General features: G+C 55.0%; 1 protein-coding gene (running past one end of the window). It reads left to right on the forward strand.

What is annotated here, in order from left to right; genetic code table 11:
* Positions 1-21,219 carry the 5' portion of a DUF4347 domain-containing protein gene (locus G8770_RS12280; protein WP_167186880.1) on the forward strand. 7,521 nt of this gene lie beyond the right edge of the window, so only the first 21,219 of its 28,740 coding nucleotides appear in the window; its start codon is at positions 1-3; its stop codon lies beyond the right edge, outside the window.

The following is a 21,219-nucleotide window of genomic DNA, read 5'->3' on the forward strand; positions in this document are numbered from 1 at the left end:
ATGAAATATATCTTCGCGCGGTTACTGCAATCCAAATACATTCGTGGCACAGAACTGAGAAAGTTCTTTTGGAACACTCAGTCGGTGAAAGCCAAACGAAAAAACCGTTATCTGGCGGAACAAATGGAGGCCCGCTATCTGCTGTCAGCAGATCTGGCTCCGTTTGCCGGTGACCAGGCGCTGCGCGAACAAATCGATCATCAGCAGGTGATCCGGCAGGTGATTGAAAATGGCCACTTTGAAGCCGACCTGAATAATGAAAAACCCCGTTTGCAGCGTGAAGTTTTGCCCGACTTTTTTGCAGCGAGCAATGATGCTGATGAGGATGGCTCTCAGCAAGGTGGTTATGTCGCCCCTGATGACGAAGGTATTTATTACGTTCAACAATTGAATGGTCATCAGGTCGTACTGGTGGATACCGCGGTTGATGATTATCAGTTGCTGCTGGACCGGTTCATGGGGCCTGCGGCCCAAGCGCTGGAGTTTGAATCCATTCAGGACGGCGATGCCCAGCTGGCAGAATGGCAAGAAGGGGAGACTCGCGTTTCCGTGGTGTTGCTGGAGAAAGACAGCAAACGCGATTCCATTGAGCTGATCAGCGATCTGCTATCAAATTATCAGGACGTCTCGGCCCTGCATGTGCTCAGTCACGCTCAAACCGGCGAATTGCAGTTGGGCAATGCCTTGCTCAACAATGACAACCTTGAAACTTATGATGCAGCCTTGCGCGGTTGGGGCGAGTCTCTGACAGACAATGGCGACATTCTTTTCTACGGCTGTAACCTTTCCGCAGGGGAGGTGGGTTTTGAATTTATCGAGCGTCTGGCTGGTGTCACTGCGGCGGATATTGCTGCCTCGGACAACCTGACCGGTAACAGCCGCATTGGTGGCGACTGGATTTTGGAAACCGAATTTGGCGTGGTGGAAGTGGCCAGTGCCTTTTCCCAAAATGATCCGCGTTATGAAGGCGTATTGGCCACCCCAATCCTGCAAACCACTTCGGCAGTGAATGCTTCCTATGTGGGTGTGCAGGATGTGGTGAATCTTAAAGGCTCCATAGATCTACTGGACTTCAGTGCGGTGCAGTCGGGCTTGAAACTGGTGCTGGCAGAGGATGGCCGTTCACTGACCGCCCAAAAGTTGAGCCTGAGTGGGGTAGAGGAAGGTAAGGTTACCAAGTTTCAATTTGAAGCGGATGCCGGTACCAGCAAAAAAATTGACAGCCTGAAAATTGGTGCAACCAACGCTACCGGTAATTATCAGTATCAGGTGGAGTTACTGGCGGAACTGAAGAGTTTGGATGCGAGTAATCTGGCCAAGACGACCGCCGATGAAGTCAACATTGCCTACAGTGCGCTCAGTTACGGCTCGTTTATTTTCAGCGACAAGAACAACGCCAACAAGTGGATTGCTGACACCAATGCGGCGAGTCTGGCGGCCAATGAGGCGATCAAATCGAGCCTGGCGGTGGTGACCAGCAAACAGGGGCGATTGCTCTCCCTGACGGCGGGTATGAGTAGCAGTGCCGCTACTACCCATTTGCACTTGGATGCCAAGGGCCAAACGCTGGAGTTGAAGCAGGGAGCCAGCTACACCGGCAAGCTGGATATTACTTACCAGCGAGACGGCGATAATACTCAGCTGGAAACCTGGTTGGATAACACCTCGACCCCCGCGCCTGTGGTGGCGGGCTTGACCTTCAGTGGCTTTGATAAAACCGATGTTATTGCAGTGACTTCGGATTTCGGTCAGCAAAAACTGGTGACCGGCAATCAGGGTGGGGTGGTGTTGGACACCGGTCGCGGCAGCGATCTGTTGGTGGGTGGTCAGGGCAACCAGGAGTTGATCGGTGGTGCCGGTTCCGACACCTATCGCTTCAGCGATAACTGGGGCAAGGATATTATCACCGAACTGGCAGACTACAAGGATGGCAAACTGATTAAGGGGGGCGATGGCGACCGTCTCGATTTCAGCGGTGAGCCAGGCTCCGGTGTCGGAGCGGTTACCAAGGATCTGCAGGTCACCTTCCGGCCTTCAGTGGAGACCAGCGGTACTTATGTGGGCAAGTTGCCTCTGGTGAATGGCAACCCCATCGATCTGCACGCTGCCACCACGCAGAATAAGTACGGTGTGACTGTATCACAGAAAACCGGGACCACTCTGGACACCGCCAACACCTTGAAGAACGTAGTGAATGTGGAAGAGGTGGCCGGTGGTAAAGGCAAGAACACTTATGCCTTTGAGGACAACTGGGGCATGGTGGATCTCTCCAAGCTGGGCACTTCCACCCCCTCCTCCAAGACCGTTAACTTCAAAATCGATGACTCTGCCTCCGGCAACAAAAACGGCACGCTCGACTTCTCCGCCGTTACCCACGACCTGATTTTTATTCTGGAAAGCACCAACGTCAACTCCACCGCGTCACGAGTGACGGTTAAAGCGGTGTCAGATGTGAATGTCGGGACGGGTGGTGTCACTCAAGTTGTCACCTACACCTACAATCTGGTGGCGGAAGACATTGCTCACATTATTGGCGGCCAAGGTACCAATACCTACATCATTAAGGATGATGGGGCGCTGCAGGGTACCATCACCACACCCAAGCGGGTTGACGACAACACCAAACGCGGCATCAATATCTTTGACTACTCCCAGTTTGAAGACCGTGATGGTAGTGGTGCGGTTGTGGAGAAGACCCATAACAACAGCACCAATCTCGATGAATTTCTCGCATCGGGTGTCCTGTTGAGCGTCAATCCCGACGGCACGGCCAACCCAGCTGTGACTGGAGTGCAAAAAGAGGTGCAGCAACTGCTGGTTCCCAAGTCCACCACCAGCACCGCAGCCACCGGCATCACCCCGGCCAAGAAGGGATTGGCTTCTTTTAAATTGTCACTGGGTGGGGTGGAGACGGAGGTCATCTCCAACACCCCAACCCAGGTCGAGACCCTGCGCGTTGCCATTGAGAACACGCTCAACAAGTTTTTCCAGCAGCCCACCACCACCGGTACCGGTGCTACCAATAAATTTTTCACGGTGACCACCGAAGGTGGCGATGCCAGCAACAACGGTTTTAAGATCACCTTCCTGACACCACTCGATTTTCCCGAGCTGCAGCTGGTGGAGGAGAAGGTCGCAGACAAGGCGCCCAAAGTAGACTTGGTGAGTCAGCGCCCTCAGGACTCGGTTACCCGTGCCCGGACAGAAGTGCTCACCTACAGCAATGGCAACACGGTGACGCGCACCTACACCTATAACGACACTACGGGCAACTGGAGCATGTCTTCCATCGCCGGAACTCAGCCAGCGCCAGGTACGGCGACTCTGACGAAGACGGTGATCACCACCACCACTACGTCGGTGACCTATCGTGTCTCGCTGACCGACGCGAACAAGTTTGACAAGGTGACCTCGGTCTCCACCACCACCTGGTCTTCCACGGCACTGGTCGAATTCCAGAAAGGGGTGAGCAGTCTGCACAAAAAGGCCATCGATTACATTGACGAAGTGATCCCTGTAGATGGCACCGGAGCCACCATTGGCGGCAAACTGATGGTCGTGCTTGGGCAGTTTGGCAACGCCGCCACTACCAATATCCAGATGCACAACGGTCTCGATGGTTTCTTTGCCGGCACCTCGGGTGACGATAACATTCTGGCTGGCGTTGGCGACGACGTGGTGGGCGGTTTTCAGGGGGATGATGCGCTGCGTGGTGGCGCGGGTAATGATCGTCTCAGTGGCGGTGATGGCAACGACTCTCTACAGGGCAATGCCGGCAATGACATCCTCAGCGGTGGTACCGGCAATGACTCCCTGCTGGGGGGCACCGGTCACGATGTTCTCTACGGAGATCTGGGCAACGATACTCTGGTGGGTGGGAGTGGTTACGATCGCTACGTCTTCAGTGGTGCCTGGGGGCAGGATCAGGTTTTTGAGAGCACCAGTGGCAGTGATGGTCGCACCAACGACGAGCTGCTGAAAGCGATCAAAGACACGCTCGATTTCGCCACGGTCGAAGAGACCATGACCTTCCTGTTCAACTCCAATCAGCTGCAGGCGGGTACCGGTCAGTTTACGCTGAAAGAGTCACTGGCACAGCGTATCACCGGCTTTGGCGGTGTCTCTGGTCGTTTCTCCGCCTCTGCCAACACCGTGTTGGTGAGTGACGAAGGCAATACCTATGAAATTCAGCGCCTGTTTCTGGCCGGCGCCAAGGGTGGCTCCACCTTTACCCTAAAACTGGATAAGTTTCCGCTCAGTGATGGCACCCTGTCAGGCCCGTTTAATGTGGGCCCCATCAACGTTGGCGCCACCGATGCGGCCACCGCAACCAACATACAGACAGCCCTGAATTTGGCACTGCAGAACAAATTCAGCAGTGTAGCGCCGGCAGGGACCGAGTTTGTTAAGGTGACTCGTACCGGCAGTACTTTCAGCAAGGTAGAGAGTACCTTCGATATTGAGTTTCGCTACCCGAAATACACCAATGTGCCAGAGATGACTCTGGTTTCTACCAGTCTCCAATACCCCGATATTGCTCAGCCCACCGTGGTCAGTGGTACCATCGCCAATGGCAACCGGCCGGCGATGAACATCGATCTGGGCTGGTTGAGCAGCGGTAAACTGGCACTCAGCTTTACCTTTAAGGATAACCTGGGTAACAGCGTGCCGGTCAGCCGCAGTATCACCATTCCTGCCACCGCCTTGACTGCCGACGACGTGGCGCGCGCGATTCAGACCGGGCTCAACAGCAACGCCAACAGTGATATCGCCTTTATGGTGAGCCAGAGTGGTGCCGGCAACAGTTATCGCATTGAGGTTTCTGAATACCAGGTTTTGAACAGTACCACAGGCGAGTATGAATCGCGCTTAACTGGTGCGACCATCTCCTCGGCCAGCCTCTCGGTCAGCCAGCAGAAATACACTCCAGAGCTGTGGACCGTGCAGAACGGTAACTCGTTGCAGGAAGTAAAACAGCTGACCTTGAGCAATGTGAAGGTGGGCAGTACCTTTAAGTTAAATGCTGGCGGCTTAGTGGTGACCGACGAGTTTGGGGTAGAGTCCATTAAGGGGGGTAAGCTCAGTAACTTGATCACCGTCGGAGCCACAGCCACGGACACTGTCGTCAGTATCAAGGCGGCGTTGGATGCGCTGTCGCGTGACGGCTTTTTCAATTTTGGCAAATACGGTGTTGAGGTCAAGGCGCTCACCACCACCGTTTCAGGACAGCAGGCGTTTGAGATTGTCTTTACCAAACCCGCCACCGGCAATGTGCCCGATCTGATTGTGACCGAAAAAAGCCTGACCGCCATCAACGGCTCGGTGGAGGCCAGCGTCACCACCAAAACTCTGGACGAGGGGATCAAGAAGAGCTCTCTCAATGCCATCGAGACGATAATCGCCCCCAATGCGGACTCTCGTTTTATCTTTGGCAGCACCTCGGTCGCAGATATCCTCAAGGCCGTGGCATTGCCGGATATCCTGCGTAAGGTCCCCAGCACCACCATTGATACCAGTACCTTGGTGGCCAATGGCCACGCGCTGGATATTGATTTCAGCCATGTCTCCAATAAGCTGAATTTCAAATTTGTACAGCAGAATGCCAAAAAAGAGGTGGCAGCATTTGATATCGACAGTAGCGCGGTCGGTACCTTTGCCTTTGACTATCTGGAAAAAGAACAGCAGCGCCTCAGTTTCAATGGTGCAATCAAGCCCGCCAGCTTTACCCTCAAGGTGCCCAATGGCAACAGTCTGGTGAACACGGCGGCTATCACCATAGCCACCTACCCCGCGACTCATGCCAACGCGGGCCAGTACGATGCCGCGACCACACGTCTTAATATCGAGAACGCCATTCGCGCCAAGTTGACCGGTGGAGTGACAGTGAGTGTCGATCCGGTTGGGGTAAACGGTGCTCAAGTGCGCGATAAGAGTGGGCAGCTGATTACCGGGGTCGCCTACAAGCCCTACAGCTGGGATATTACCTTCAGTGCTCCAGCCACGGCCGCGTACACCACCACGACGGCCAACCCACACGACTTCCTGCAGATGGAAGTGTTGGGGGCGACCGATGCCTCGGTAGTGACCCTGCAGAATGGCCGCAAGCTGGTGACCCAGCCTATTACTTTTGATGCAACGGATACCAAGGTCGATAAGATGGCGAAGATAGAGTTCGCCCTCAATTCGCTGTTGGGTAAGGGCGAAGTGAGTGTCAAATCGCCGCTCTTTTCCGGCACTGCTACGGCGGGCTCAAAAACTGTCAATATCACGTTTAATACTCCGGGTGATGTCACCCTGAGTCTTACCTCATCGGCCAACCTGGATACTGTTGCGACCACTCCGGTGGCTAACAAGCTGACCGCCAGTGATGTGAAAACCAACACCACCAAGAGTGTGCAGGGCAATCGCGGACAGACCAATCTGACGGTGGAGAAGGTGGCCGACAGCCAGTTGGGTTTCCTGGCTGGCACCGGCACAGAAGTGGCTAATCTGTTCAAAACCTTCCTTGCCGGTGGTGCGGTGATCGAGACCTACACCTTCACCGATGTGGGCGCCAATACCATCGTGCGCGGCGGTATTAATGAGAATACCTTCTCCATCAACGGCAAGACCACATTCCAGGGCACCATTATCGGTGGTACCGGCCTAAAGCCGTTGTCGGCTCATATCAGTACCTCTACCGTGCTCAGCAATGTGGATTTCACCCAGATAACACCCACGTCACTGGCGGTGATCAACACTGTGGATGTGACTGGGGGTGGCTTCAAGGACTTTGTGCAGCCGGTTAAAGCGTCGCTGGCTCCTTCGGCCATTAACGATACCGTCACCGTCAGTACCATCAACGATGGTCACGGCGTGGGCGACCGCTACCGTCTCTCTATTCCGCAAGCCAAAGAGGGCAGTGTCTACCTGGATCTGGATGGCACCCCAACGGCACCGGTTCAGCTCAGTGCCGCCATGCAGCAGGTGCTCTACATCGCCGATGTGGAAAACAGCAGCGGTAACTTGACGCTGCAGTATCAGAAATCCGGTGGTACCGCACCGCAATTCGCGACCACCGCCACTATTCAGATTACCCCCAGTGGCGGCGCCCAGGCGATCGCCAACGCCCTCAATACTCTGTTCAAGAGTGAATTGGGTATCACCACTAATGTGGTGAGCGTTACCAAAGAGGCTGGCATCGGCTACCGCATCACTTTCCTCGATGCGCAGTACGCGGTGCCCCTGTCGCTGGGCAGCACTGGCACTCTGGCCGCCAATGCGGCGCTCTATACGGCGGTCAATCAGCCTAAAACGGAAGCGGAGATTGCGATCTCTATTCGCTCGGCGTTGAACGCCGCGCTGGGCGCTGCTTTCGGTGACAACCTGGTGAATGTGGCAAGCCTGGGTGGCGGTCAGTGGGACATCACCTTTGTGGAAGATGCCACCGCCAACATCGCCGTCACCAATAAGTTGCTGACGGTACAGGGGATCTCGCTGAAAGGGGAGCGTGTTACCCCGGTGCTAAACACCACCGGTACTGATACTCCCACCGTGTTCGAATCCATACCGGTACAGAATTCAACCTACAACATCAAGCTCGATGGCCTCTACCGCACCGCCGATCTGTCGGCTGGCGCCACCAGTGAGGAGGTGCTGGCGGCGGTGAAAGCCTTGATCGCCAAAACAGCCACGCTCAACTACACAGTGACCATCAGCGGCAAGAGTTTGTCGTTTACCAACGGTACGCCCAAGTCGGTGGATGTGGAGGTCAAAGCCAGCGCGGCTAACCCGGTGCCTAGCGTAACTCAGCTGATGTTGCTGACCAACGGTACCACCGCGGCCAGTACCCAGGAGATTGCCCTTAACGGTGCTGATCAGGGGGCTCTGGTGGTGCACTATGACATCACTGATATCACCACCGCAGTGGCACAGACGGTCAGTGCTGTCATCGATCTGGACAAGGTGGTGGCTGGAGTCAAAACCCTCAAGCAGGTGGCCGAAGAGGCGCTTAACGCAGCACTGACAGCGGCGGGCGGCAAGGGCTCGGTGGTGGCCACGGTGACCGGTACCGGTGCCAGTCAGGTGCTGGAGCTTGTCTACACGGCGCCAGCCTTGAGCTCTCTGCAGTTGACTGCGGCGCGACTCGACAGCTTTGGGGTCTATCAATCCATTGCACCCGCCAGCGGCAACTCTACCCCTATCTTTGTGGGCGATCTGCCGGTGCTGATGGAACGCGACGCCACGGGCGTCTCTGTGGACGCCTCGGTGCTCGGTAACCCGGTCTACAAGTTTGCTATTCCCTCGGACACCAGCGGTCAGATTGTCCTCTCCTACGGCGGACTGAAAACAGTAGCGCTCAACCACACCGCTCCAGTGGCGGAGATCCAGACGGCCTTGAAAGGGTTGACCAATGTGGTGGACGCGCGGGTTACTGAAATAGCGGCCACAGCATCGGCGCCGCGCCAGTTGTCCATTGAGCTGATACTGCCGGTGGGTGCTGCGGAGCAGACCTTTGTGGTGGATGGCAGCGCCCTGCAGGTAATCGATCCGAACAACACGGCTCAGGCACCCAACGCGGTGGCGGTGAAACTCAATGCGCCGGTGACGGTGGCGCTCAACGAACGCCAGCTAATTCGTGTTAAAGACACCGCCACGCTGACCTCCTTCCGCCTCAATGTGAACGGTGTGCAGACCCGCGACATTCTGACCGGCAGCGGCGCCGATACCACCGCCTTTAATATCGCCAATGCCATTAATCGCCTGCTGGGCGCCGGCAAGGTGAACGTGGAGAAGGGGACGCAGGCCAACACCTGGTTTGTGGAGTTCATCGACACCACGCCACTTAGTATCACTGATACTGCGCTGGCGGCGACTGACCAGTCGCTGATGTCAGCCTTTGATAAAGACGCCTACACCCAAAGCATTTTGCGCGGATGGGGCGGCAAGTACGGTTTTACCGGCAGCCTGCAACACATCCACAACGTCAAGTACGGTGCCGGGCTCAATCTGATTACCGATCTGAGCTGGAATCCACGCACCGAGTTTGAAGCGACGCTGGGGGCTAACACCTTTGAGGTGGGCGGCAACCTGCTGACCGACGACCTCAACAGTCTACTTGGCGGCAAGGGACTGGCGGGCAAAATCGGCGCCACTTTGGTCTCTGCTGGCGCCAACGCGCTGACCACACAGGGCAAGGCAAGCCTCACTTCAAGCTCCACCTTTGCGCCCGGCGTGCATTTACTGGCCGGCGGTTTCGGAGCCGATACCTACAAGTTCAGTGGTTCATGGGGTATCGGTGTGGTGGCCGAAGGGCCTAATGTGGAAGTGATGGGAGTCTCTCCCGGTTTCCTCGATACTCTCGATCTCTCCGGTGCCGGCCAGGGCAAGAAGGGGCAGGTAGAAGAGCGCCAGGTTAAGAACACGATCTACTTCGATATCTTCGAGGTGACCACCGATAACATTGCGTCATGGGGCAACTGGTTCGACAGTCGCAATATTCCCACCGCGGTGAGCATCGGGCAGACCTTTGTGATTGCCCAGGATGAAACTGTTGGTGGCTATCTCGGTGATCTGACGGATAACTGGACCATCCCCGGTACCGATCTCACCTACCGTGGCGGCAATATGGTGGTGGCCATGGGGATCGAGAATCTTGTCGGCGGTGGCGGTGAGAATATCTTCACCTTCCACGGCAACGCCAAGCTTAATGGTGTGCTCTCGGCTGCCGGTGATATCACTCTCAACTACGCCGGTTACGACAACGGTGCGGCGGGCATCTCCGGTATTACCGTCGATGGTAGCGTTGGTCTCTCCTACCCTGCTAAGCCGGTCTATATCGAGCTTCCGGTGTGGGGCAAGGTGAATATTATTCCCACCGTTAACTACGGCAGTGCTACTGGTGTCGAAGGTAATCGTTACAGCGGTCTCACTGAAGGGCTGGATTTCTTCGCGGGGTCACCGCTGGAGAGCAACGCCGTGGCCGGCTTTGTGAAAGTCTATGGCTCCGACGGCGACGATACCCTTAAGGGCAACGAGAAAAACAATATTTTTGTGTTGGGCCAGGGCGGCGAAGATAACGTCGATGGCTTCAAGGGTACTAATACCGTTAGCTTTTATGACACGGTGAATGACAACATCTCTTTCTCCTCCCCCGGCAGTGTCGGTTTTAAGGTCGATTTGGGGGCGGGCGAAGCCTGGGATCTCTCTGATCCCAACGCCCCGGTCAGGGTCGCCACGCTGAACAATATTCAGGACATTGAAAGTGGTAAAGGGGACGATATTCTGCTCGACGACGGTGCGGATATTGCCGTGACCACGGTGCAGGCAGGGGACGACAGCCACAATGCCGAATTTGAATTTGAGCTGCCGAGCACGTTGAACGACGGCGATCTATTTCAGATCTCGTTTGCCAACCCCTACTTTAGCCCCAATTTCAAAGACCCGATCAGCGGCGAGGCGTTGAAGGTCACCTGGGGCGTTGGTGGCACCTCGGGGGCCGAGACAGTCCTGACCAACCCCGCCAGCTTCAGTGTCGACGTGGAGGTTGGAGCCACCGCTGACGAGACGCGCCAGAATATTCAGGACGCCATTGCCAAGTTCGACGGTCTGGTGACTGGCGACGGGCAGGTAACGGCGGCGGTGAGCGTGAGCGGTTCTACCTTTAACGTACTCTTTAGCTCGCCGGCTAATAAAGCCATCGAGAGCTTCCTGGTGACCACCTCCAAGACCACCTTCTTTTTCAACAGCGAATTTGGCCACGATGAGGTGAGGGCTGCCGGTGGTGGCGATGTGCTCGACTTTACCGCGGTTAAGGGCGTCAAAAACCTGGGGCAGCAGGTCGACAGCCAGGGCGAGACCTACACCCTCTTCGGCTTTGACGATCTATCTCACACTGTCTCCGCCTACGGCAATTTTGAGGTAAAAGGGCTGGAGACTGGCGGTCAGAGTGTTGGGGAGGCGATTTTCTCCTCATTTCTGGGAGCGCAGGGCTTTACCGGCGCGCTCAACGCCGATACCACCGCCGGCAGCAGTCAGATCGGAGACGACCTGCTGGCTGATGGCAGCTCCCAGGCGCTGTTGGATGACATGGCGGCTAAGGCTGCGGCGCTGTGGGAAGAGGCGCTGGCGCTGCCAGAGGAGAACGGCACCCCCCATGAACTGATCCAGTTGATTCAGGACGCCACCATTGTGCCCGGTAACCTTGAGGACGGTGTGCTGGCCGCATCCGAAGTGGTCAACGACAAGTTACAGATCACAGTGGATCTGGATGCGGCCGGAATCGGTTGGTATCTGGATACCGACCTGGCGAGCTTGGATGACACCATTGTCGGTATCGATCTGCTCACCACTCTGCTGCATGAGATGGGACATCAGCTGGGCATGGAGCACAGTGATAACGGCGACTTTACGTTGCTGGATGATACTCTGGGTGCAAACACTCGCATCCTCCCCGACGCCGGATATTTCAATCTGCTGTCGGATCAATCCAAGCTGAGCCTGGGGCTGAACCAGTTTTCACAGTGGGCCGCAAACCTGGGTGATCGCATTAACGTCTACCTGGACTCGGCTACTGAAATTCCTTTCACCGGTGTCTCTCTGACCGATTTTATCGACCTCGATGTGGACCAGTTTTCGCTGGAGATCTCCGAACGCATTAGTGGTTTTAATACGCTGGTGGATGGCTACATCCGTGACATTGGAGACGACGCCTCCACCTCGGGATTGCTGGATAGCCTACAGGGCATAAAAGGCCTGGACATATCAGCGGCGGACTCTAGCAACATCAAAGAGTTTGAGGTCTCCATGTCGCTGACCACATTCGATCAGCTGGTGGATCTCAACTTTGATGGCCTGGAGATTGATCTGGGCGATCTGGAGTTTGATCTGGGTATTGGTATCGACCAGTCCAGTCCGCTCAGCATCAACGGCGGGGTGGATCTGGCATTCAGCTTCGGTATCGATAGCGACGGCGTCTTCTACGTTCGCAATCCCGGCCTCGAGGCGAGCTTTAATTTTGGCGAACAGTATCTGGATCTGCTCAACCGGGATGCCGGTGACAACGATAATCCCGCCAGTTTCACCATTGCCGGTGATCACGAAGGGGTGGTGGGTGCGCCTAACGTAGGCAAGTTTGTCAAAGGGGATCAGTTCCATCTGGTGGGGTCTGGCAACGCCGATACCCTTTACACGGTTAAAGATGTCACCTTCGATGGCACCAACACCATTATCACCGTCGAAGATGACGTGCTCTACGGTATTCCCGCAGGTGAGGAGGTCTCGGGCGCGATCATCAAGACCGTCGATTTCGACCTCAATATCGGCCCTGTGGGGCTGAAAGCCGAGAATGCCGTTATCTCTCTCGGTGCGTCGGTGGGTTTCGGTTTTGATGGGACGCTGGACTACGATCTACTCAAGTCCGACAGTTCCGGCTCTCTGATCAGCACACCGTCATTAGGCGGCGATGCGTACTACGAAGTGATTCTGCCGGTCTCTCTTTCCGGTGCACTGGATGGTTTCAGCAACGAAGAGGGTTATATATCGGCCAGCAGCGCGTATCTGCCGGAAGATGCGTCGCTGGGGCAATTCTTCTCCAGCATTCCCAGCTCGTTGCAGTTCACCAATCTGGATCAGTTTTTCAAGTTCAATGGCCTGTCGCTGGACATGATCATTGGTGGCGTCGATATGCTGATCAAGGATGTAGTCGGTACCGATCGCGATTTCTGGGGTGAAACCGATGCCGACGGCAATGTGCTGATCTACGGTGAACGCTGGGCGCAAGCCACGACCTTTACAGAGGGAGATTACTCGGCAGACCCGACTGAACCCAGCAGCCGTTACGAAGTGCAGGAAGACGGCAAGGGCATTACTCTCAGTCGCTGGATCGACAACAGCAATGCTGATCCCGAGACCAATGTCCTGTGGGGCAAAGAGAGCTATGTGAATGGTCAAAAAGTGCTGCTGACCTACACGCTGTCATCCTGGGCCGTGGAAGACACCTACAAAGCCAGTGACGTGCTGTTGACGGATCTGGGCGAGACACTGGTCGTCAATGGCGGCGGTAAAACCCTCACTCGCTACAACCTGCGGGAAGGCTCACTGTACGAAGACATTCCGCTGGTGGGTAAAAGCATTGCCGATATTCTGGGCAACGGTGCGGTGAGTTTTGCGCAGGGTCTGAGTGAGGCGGTGTCGTTTGTGCGCGACGCGGCGAAAAATGTGCAGCAGCTCGACACCATGTTGAATGAGGAGCTGCACAAGTTATTGGATGGTTTCGGTTACGGTCCCGAGCTGAAGCCGGTCAACTTGTCCTATTCCAACTCGGCGCTGGATTTTGATCTGGACCTTGATTTTATCGTCCAGGATAACTTTGCTCTGAATCTCGACCTGGAAGACTTGAACTTGCAGCAGTGGTTGGGGTTTGATCCTGATGCGCTGCTCAATTTAAGCACCGATGCGCAGATTGAACTGACGGCTCAAGCGGGCCTGGATCTGGGTTTTGGTTTCGACATGAGTGACATTCGCGAGCCGATTTTCTACGTGGATCAGGAAACTGGTATCAGTGCCTCGGTGTCCGGTGATGCCAGCGATATCGATTTTGAGCTGGGCTTTGATGTTGGCGGCAGTACCCTTGGGCTGTTGGCCAAGGACGGCAGCGCCAGCATTGACCTGGGCTTCTATGCGAATTTGGGCAACCCCATTGCCGATGTCGATGGTGATGGTTATCTGGAATTCAATGAGCTGAGTAACGCCTTCCAGGCCAAAGCCTATGGCTCTGCACTGGCGGATATTCCTCTGTATTTCCCTATCGAGGCCCTGCCCTTGGGGGGGACAACCAAAGATCGTAATGCCGATGGCATTGCCGATAACGTGCTGCACGCGAAAGCTGCCTTTTCGGTCGATCAGACCGCAAAACTGCAGCATCAGCTGGATTACAGCCTGCCCAAGTTTGATCTCAACTTCGATGCGGCCGTGGCACTGCTGGGGTTGTTGAATGACCCCAATTCCATGCTCTCCGGTTTGGAAGGCTTTTTCTCGGCGGTAAATGGCGTCGCCGATGGCATTGATGCGATTGAACTGCCCTTGATTGGGGGTGAGGCGTTTGACGATCTGGCTGACAGTCTGCGCTCCATTCAGGCAGAAGTATTGGGTGAGAAGGTGGGCTCCGACTACACTGAAAGTGGCAGCCTGGGTGCCTGGCTGCAGGAGCAGGCGCAGAAAGATGAAAAAGTATTTGAGGTGCTGCTGGACAAGGTGCGCCAAGCTCTGTTCGATGGTCTCAGTCCGCTCAACGAGGGTTCCTATGCCGACCTGTTTGGCTTTGTGGTGCCGATCAAGGATGCCGATGGTGCATTGCAGTACGACAGTGCGGGCAAACTGAAAACCAAATTCCCCGCCTCGGCCGATGATATCGAACTGGTGCTCTCCCCCAATGGGCTGCTTACTTTCAATATTAAGTTTGGTGGTCTGCTGTTGGGCAGCTATGAGAAAGACCCGATTACCGGTGCACGCACCGGTAATATCATTGAGGTGATGCAAGACCTCGACTTCGCCGGCACCATGCCCGGTGTCGGTCTGGAAGTAGACGCTCAACTGAAGGCCAAGATCGACTACCTGATGGGCATTGGACTGGGGATCGGTAACGTTGCCCTACCGAATGCTGCCGCACCGGAAATGGGTATTTTCCTCGACACCAAAGGTGTGAATACAAAAGGTGAAGAAATTGTCCTGGATATTCAGGCCGGTCTGGCTCAAGGCTCGGAGTTGAAAGGCACCCTGGGCTTCCTGCAGATGAACTTTGTCGACCTGGCCACCAATGGCAGTGGCCTGTTCGGTCATTTCGGCGTGGACCTGAAAGATGCCAATGGCGATGGTCGCCTGATGGTCACTCAAGGTGAAAAACTGGACGTGATTTTAAACGCGTCCGCGTCCGCGAATACCTATCTAGAGGCATCGGTATCGACCACAGCGGGCGAAGTGTTGCCGTCGGTCGCCACCAATATTCGTTACGATCAAACCATTTCCGGTAGCTATTCACTTACTTCCGGCTCCAAGTTCTCCATTGGTGATCCCGAAGTTATCTTCGAAGATGTTACCCTGGATGTAGGCTCGGTGATGGATTCGTTCCTGTCCGATGCCCTGTCCGTGATTACAGATATCGTCACGCCGCTGAAGCCAGTGGTGGATTTGTTAACCTTTTCGATTGACACCGGTGTCGCTCAATTCACATTGTTGGATTTGGCTCGCATTCGCCTGCCTAGTGATGTTGTGGACACGGCCAAGAAGGTACTGGCTGCACTCGATTCAACCCTTGAGTTTATTGTTGCGCTGGAACAGTTTGAAAACGGCGGTGTGATTGAGTTCGGTACCTTCAATCTGACTTCCGGTACTGTGTCTGGTGGTGCGGTAGGTGCTGCCGATGTGGCAACGGCTAAAACCAACCCCGCTAACACGGTCAATGCCAGCACGGCATTGACGAATCTGCTGGGTGGCCCGGCCAATACCACCAGCAATCCGACCGGCACCGGTCCGGCGGGCGCCAGCCCGACGACACAAGGCAAAGCCTTCAGTATTCCGCTACTGGAAGATCCCATGTCGATGCTGGGCTTCCTCACCGGTCGCAATGTGGATTTGTTCTACTACAACCTGCCCGACCTGAACCTGAAGTTCCTGGCCGAACTGGCATTCCCGATTGTGGGACCTCTGGAAGGTTTCCTCTACGGTGAAATCGGGGCTATCACCAACTTTGACTTTGGTTTTGATACCCGCGGTTTCAACAACTGGAAAGACAGCGATTTCCTGGCGGAAGACAGCTGGAAAATTTTCCAGGGCTTTTACCTGGATGATCACGGCTACGAAAACGTCTCGGACAGAACCGATCCCAAATACGATTACCCGGAAATGATTTTAACGGCTGAGGTTGGCGCCGGTGCCCGGGTGAATCTCGGCGCGGCCAAGTTTGGTGTGAAAGGTGGCCTGGATGCGACCATTAACTTTGACCTCAACGATTATGAACGCGTCACCAGCAGTGGTTATTTTATCGGCGATGGTAAGTTTTACGGCGATGAGCTGCTCGGCCGTCTGGGGCATGGCCCCGAGTGTTTGTTCGATGTATCCGGTGCTTTAAAGGTTTTCCTGGAGGCTTTTCTGACCATCGGTGTTGGGGATCTGGTGGTCTTTGACTGGAGCCAGCGACTGGTCAACGAAGTGATCGCTACCTTTGAGTGGACATGTGATCACACGCCTTCAGATACCATTGCGCATCTGGAACATACAGATAGTACCCCGACCCTGACGTTTGATGCCGGCGGCAATTACAAAGTCAGTCGTGTGACTAACCTCAATCGCGAACAATTACTGGAAATGACCGATACCGAGGTGCTGCAATACAGCACAGATGCCTCGGGCAAAGTCCTGGATGAATACAAGGATGGCCTGGCCAACCAGGGCAGTGTGGGTCTGTTGATTTCGGACTCCAACGGCCGCGACCTGACCAAACTGGATGACGAAGAAGACTTCATTATTGTCCAGGCCAAGGGCATGGTGGCGGTGTACCTGGCTAGCGAGATCGACAAGATTGATGTTCAGGGTACTGATGCTGTCGATGACTTCCAGTTTATGGGGGTTGGCGATAAGACCCTGTATGTCGACACTGGACTGGGTGCAGACCGGATCATTGTGAGCGGCAAAAGCGGTCTGGTACTGTCCGGTGCCGTGGCCACCATTCGCGGTGGCAACGATGACGATACCATCCTGGTGCATGACGATGCCTATCAGCATATCGTCGTGGAAGGGAATGAGGGTAATGACTCCATCTCCATCGTCAGTGAAGAAGGACGTCAGCCTCAATACCTGTCAGCGCATCTGTTGGGCGGTGCTGGCGATGACCGTATCGCTGGCGGCGCCGGCGGCGACCTGATCGAAGGTGGCGCCGGGCGCGATGGCTTGTACGGTATGGCCGGCAGCGATGAGATTTACGGTTACAGCAAAGACCCAGCGACCGCGGAAGTTTTCGCGGACCTGCCGGAAGAGTACTACGACGATGCTGGCGCCGGTGAGGACAGTGCCGGGCTGGATGCCAAAGAGGGCTTCTACGACAGTATTGTCGGTGGTATGGATAACGATACAATTTACGGCTCGGATTTTGCCGACTTGATCAGCGGTAATGAAGGCGACGATACCATCTACGCCGGTGCCGGTGATGACAGCATCAAAGGCGATACCGGCTCCGATACGCTGTATGGTGAAGCGGGCAACGACCTGTTCCAGTGGTTGATTGGTGATGACCAGGACGGCGTCTGGGATGGGGGTACTGGTGAGGATCAGGCCAACGTCAATGGCTTCAACTACGAGCGTGAAGAAGCGGAAGAGGAAGGTGAAATCAGCTTCATGCGCATCGCCAATGCCAGCGAGGATGACATTGTCAATCTGGCTGTGAGTGACAGCGACAGCAGTATTGCGGATTTGAGCTGGGTTCGTGGCAGTGATGAATGGGGCTTCAGTCTGTTTGAGGTTGAAGGCCTGAATATAGATACCGCCGGTGGCGCGGATCTGGTGGACATTTACGATGTGGCGACCACGGCCTTGCGTACCATCAACACCAATGTCAGCCGCGATTATTTCTATGAAGACATCATCACCACCAGTGAGTGGCAGCGCAACATTGATACCAGCGTCTGGCAAAACCAGCCGGAAGTGAGCGAATGGCAACAACTGGTTAATACCACCGTCTGGGAGCGGGATCTCACCGCTGAGGTGGAAAATACCTTTGTTCTGGTCAGCGTCAATGGCGAGCAGCTGCCTGCAGGTTCGCCGGTGTCGTCCATGGTGCGTGACGCCAGTGGGCTCAATATCGATGCGACCACGGGTAAACCGGCTGGCAGCGACGATGAAGTTTGGAGTGCCGATCTCAATACCATTACTTTCACCCAGGCTGAAATTGAACAGCGCACATCCACTTGGGAACGTGATGGGGAAACCAATACCTATGTGCTGGTTTCCGTCGATGGTCAACCGGTCGATGCCAGTGAGCCAGCCGTTACTATAGAGCGGGATGTCTCAACCCTGGTCATTAATGACGATGGCACGGTGGATGGAAGCCCGGGTGAGGTCTGGAGTGGCGACCGTGAGCAGATGATCCTGACAGAAGAACTCAGTTTGTTCACTCTGGTCAGTGTTGATGGTGAGGCGCCCGACGAGAAGCAGACCCAAGCGATTAATGTGTCCGCCTTCACGGTTGGCTCTGGCGGTGTCGTCAGTGGTCGTGCTGACGAAGTCTGGAGTGCGGACAAGCAGTCTTTCTCCGCTACAGACGACAGTGTTTTCCAGTTGGTCAGTGTTAATGGCGAGCCCGTTAGCGGATCACCGACGAAAATTCACCGTGATCTTGATGCCATTGTGATTCAGCCGGATGGCACTGTACTGGATGCCGAAGGAGAAGTCTGGAGCGCTGACCGCAGTCAGTTAACCATTACCGAAGAGCATGACACCTTCACCCTGGTGGCCATCGACGGTGAGCCAGTGACCGCGGAAGACGGTGTACAGACCATTACTCTGAACACGTCGGATGAAGGGGTACCTGAAGACACGGACACCGAGACCTGGATCGATCGCAACACGGTTACCGTCACCAATAAACTGGGTGAAAACCTACGTGAACTGGACGATAACTTGCTGGACATCGTCAATGTCTATGGCCGCGAGGAAGATGATCGCTATCAGCTGACGTCCCTGCGTTCGCCCTTGGTCTCACCCATTGATGACGGTCAGACAGAAACGACCCAACTGCTGCGTACCCAGCGTCTTGCTGCCGACGACAGTGTTGCTATGGAAATGTCGTTCGCCGGCCTGGAATTGAACTACGATCGTTTCACCCTGCAAGGGCTGGGAGGCAATGACGAAATTCTGGCTTCATCGATTGGCAGAGAACCGGGTGACGGTAACGCTGATCAAGTTGTGAAAGATCTTCGCCTGCTGGGTAATGACGGCGATGATGTCATTGAAGGTACCCTGTATGGCGAAATCATTGTTGGTGGCGCCGGCTCGGATCGCATTTCGGGTAATGCCGGGATAGACCAGTTTTACGAAGTGGCAATCGGCAGTGATGAAAACCTTGAGGGTGATAAAGATACCCTGGTCGAATCGCGCGATGCAGATTTCGTGTTAACCAACACCTCCCTGCTGATTGATGATTCCAATTTGTCCAACCAGTATGGCCCTGAGCAGGAAACCTTTGCCGACATCTTTGAAGATGTCGAGTTGCGGGCGTTCGATTCCGCCAACCGCTTTGAGATCACCAACTGGTCTGACAGCGGGGTGGTTGACGGCGGCAAAGGCGGCGATACCTACGTCATGGAACTGGCCGCCACCAGTCAGGGACAGCAATTCCTCAACATCAATGACACGGGTGCCAGTGGTATCGACACACTGACATTCAAAGGCAGCGAAGGTAATGACACCATTCAGCTGGATACCGTCTATGACGCCAGCCTGGACCCGGAGAAGAAGTTCAAAGAGGACCGCTGGCTGGAGTACGGCAACTACAACCCGGATCTCAAGCTGGGCGATGGTTTGATCATTGGTCACTTCGATTCGGAAAGCAGCTACGGCGCAACCGATACCGAGAACGAAGACGCACTGTTGGAGGTGAATGAATCCACCTTGCAGGTCGGCCAAAATTTCCAGGTGGTCAACTACGGCTCAGTCGAGCAGGTCGTGTTACTGGCCGGCGATGGTAACGACACCATCATTTCCGACAGTACCTCCGCCCAGATCGATGTGTTTGCCGGTGACGGTGACGATCAGATCTTTGTTGGTTCCGTGCTGGAAACCGAAGAGGTACTGGTGGATGGCCAGATCGTCACAGTGGTGACGGAAATCACCGATGGTGCCCTGTTCAACAACACCAATTTCTTTGGCGGTGAAGGTGACGACTATTTCGAGGTCAACCACAATGTGGCCGAAATCAATCTGTTTGGCGATAACGGCGACGATACCTTCTTTGTGAAGGCACTGTTGACGCTGGATGAAGAAGGCGAAATCGCCGAGGTTGAATCCAGCACCGCCAATGTCAGTGCAGTACTGAACCCGAAAGAATCGAAAGACACAGAAGATACTCGCGAAGTGGACATAGACTCCCTGGTCTATGTGCAAAATGCCAATATTAATATCGATGGCGGCGCTGGCTTCGATGCCGTGTCCCTGGTCGGTACCGTACTCAGCGATACCTTCTACGTTTATACAGAAATTGATGATAACGGCGATACACAGCAGCGCATTTACGGGGCTGGTGTCAAACTGCAGAAATTACTCAATATTGAGCGGCTGCAGATCCTGTCGGGTGGTGGCGATGACACCATCTATCTGTACGGGGTGGACCTGGGTACGATCGGCGATATGGTTATCAAAACCGGCACTGGCAGTGACAAGGTGTATGTGGGGGGCGATGAGCAAACCTTCAACCTGAGTTACCCCGCCAGTCGCAACCAGTACTATTCCTATGTGGAAGGCTTCTATGTCCGGCGTGACGCGAATGGCGACTATGTGGCCGTGAGCGAAGTGGATGGATTGCCATTTTACGGGGTAGAGAGCACTGATCGTATCGTACCGTTTGTGGTCGAAGAGCCTGCCAAAACTGTGGCGGTGACCATGAAAGCGTCTTACGATCTGTCCGCCTTTGTCTCTCCAGTGGTGATTGATGGCGGTGAGGGTGTGCACGACGAAATCATTGTCAACGACACCATGGCTGGAGGTGCCCTGCAGTTTGCCAACGCCACTCTGACCAAGAAAGAAGTGACCTTTAACTCGGACGCCATTGCCCTCGACAGCCAGGGCACGGGTGATCTGGTCAGCTGGATACTGAGCAGTTCCTCGGTCCAGGCGCAGACAATGAAGGAGACTCTGGATGCGGAGGTTCACAGCTACCTGCGGTTTGTCGATCGTTATTATGACAATGAGCTGTTCACTGAATTGTCCGCCTTAACCGGTTCGGCCACCAAAACCCTGACCATGGGCAATGGCATCAGTTATCACTCCATTCAGAAGAAACTCAATGCCGACGATTCCGTTTCCAGTGCCAGGGATCAACTGATTGAATTTGCCAGCCAGGTGGGACTGACCCTGCAATGGAAAGAGGTCCTGCACCCGGATCCGTCCCGCGCTGCCAACGGTGAATACCTGTATGAACTCTTGTCGGTGAAAGACAGTGGTGGGCGTGATATTCGCTTTGATGCGCAGCACAAT

This window comes from Pseudomaricurvus hydrocarbonicus (assembly GCF_011602365.1).
In the GTDB taxonomy this organism is placed as follows: Bacteria; Pseudomonadota; Gammaproteobacteria; order Pseudomonadales; family Cellvibrionaceae; genus Pseudomaricurvus; species Pseudomaricurvus hydrocarbonicus.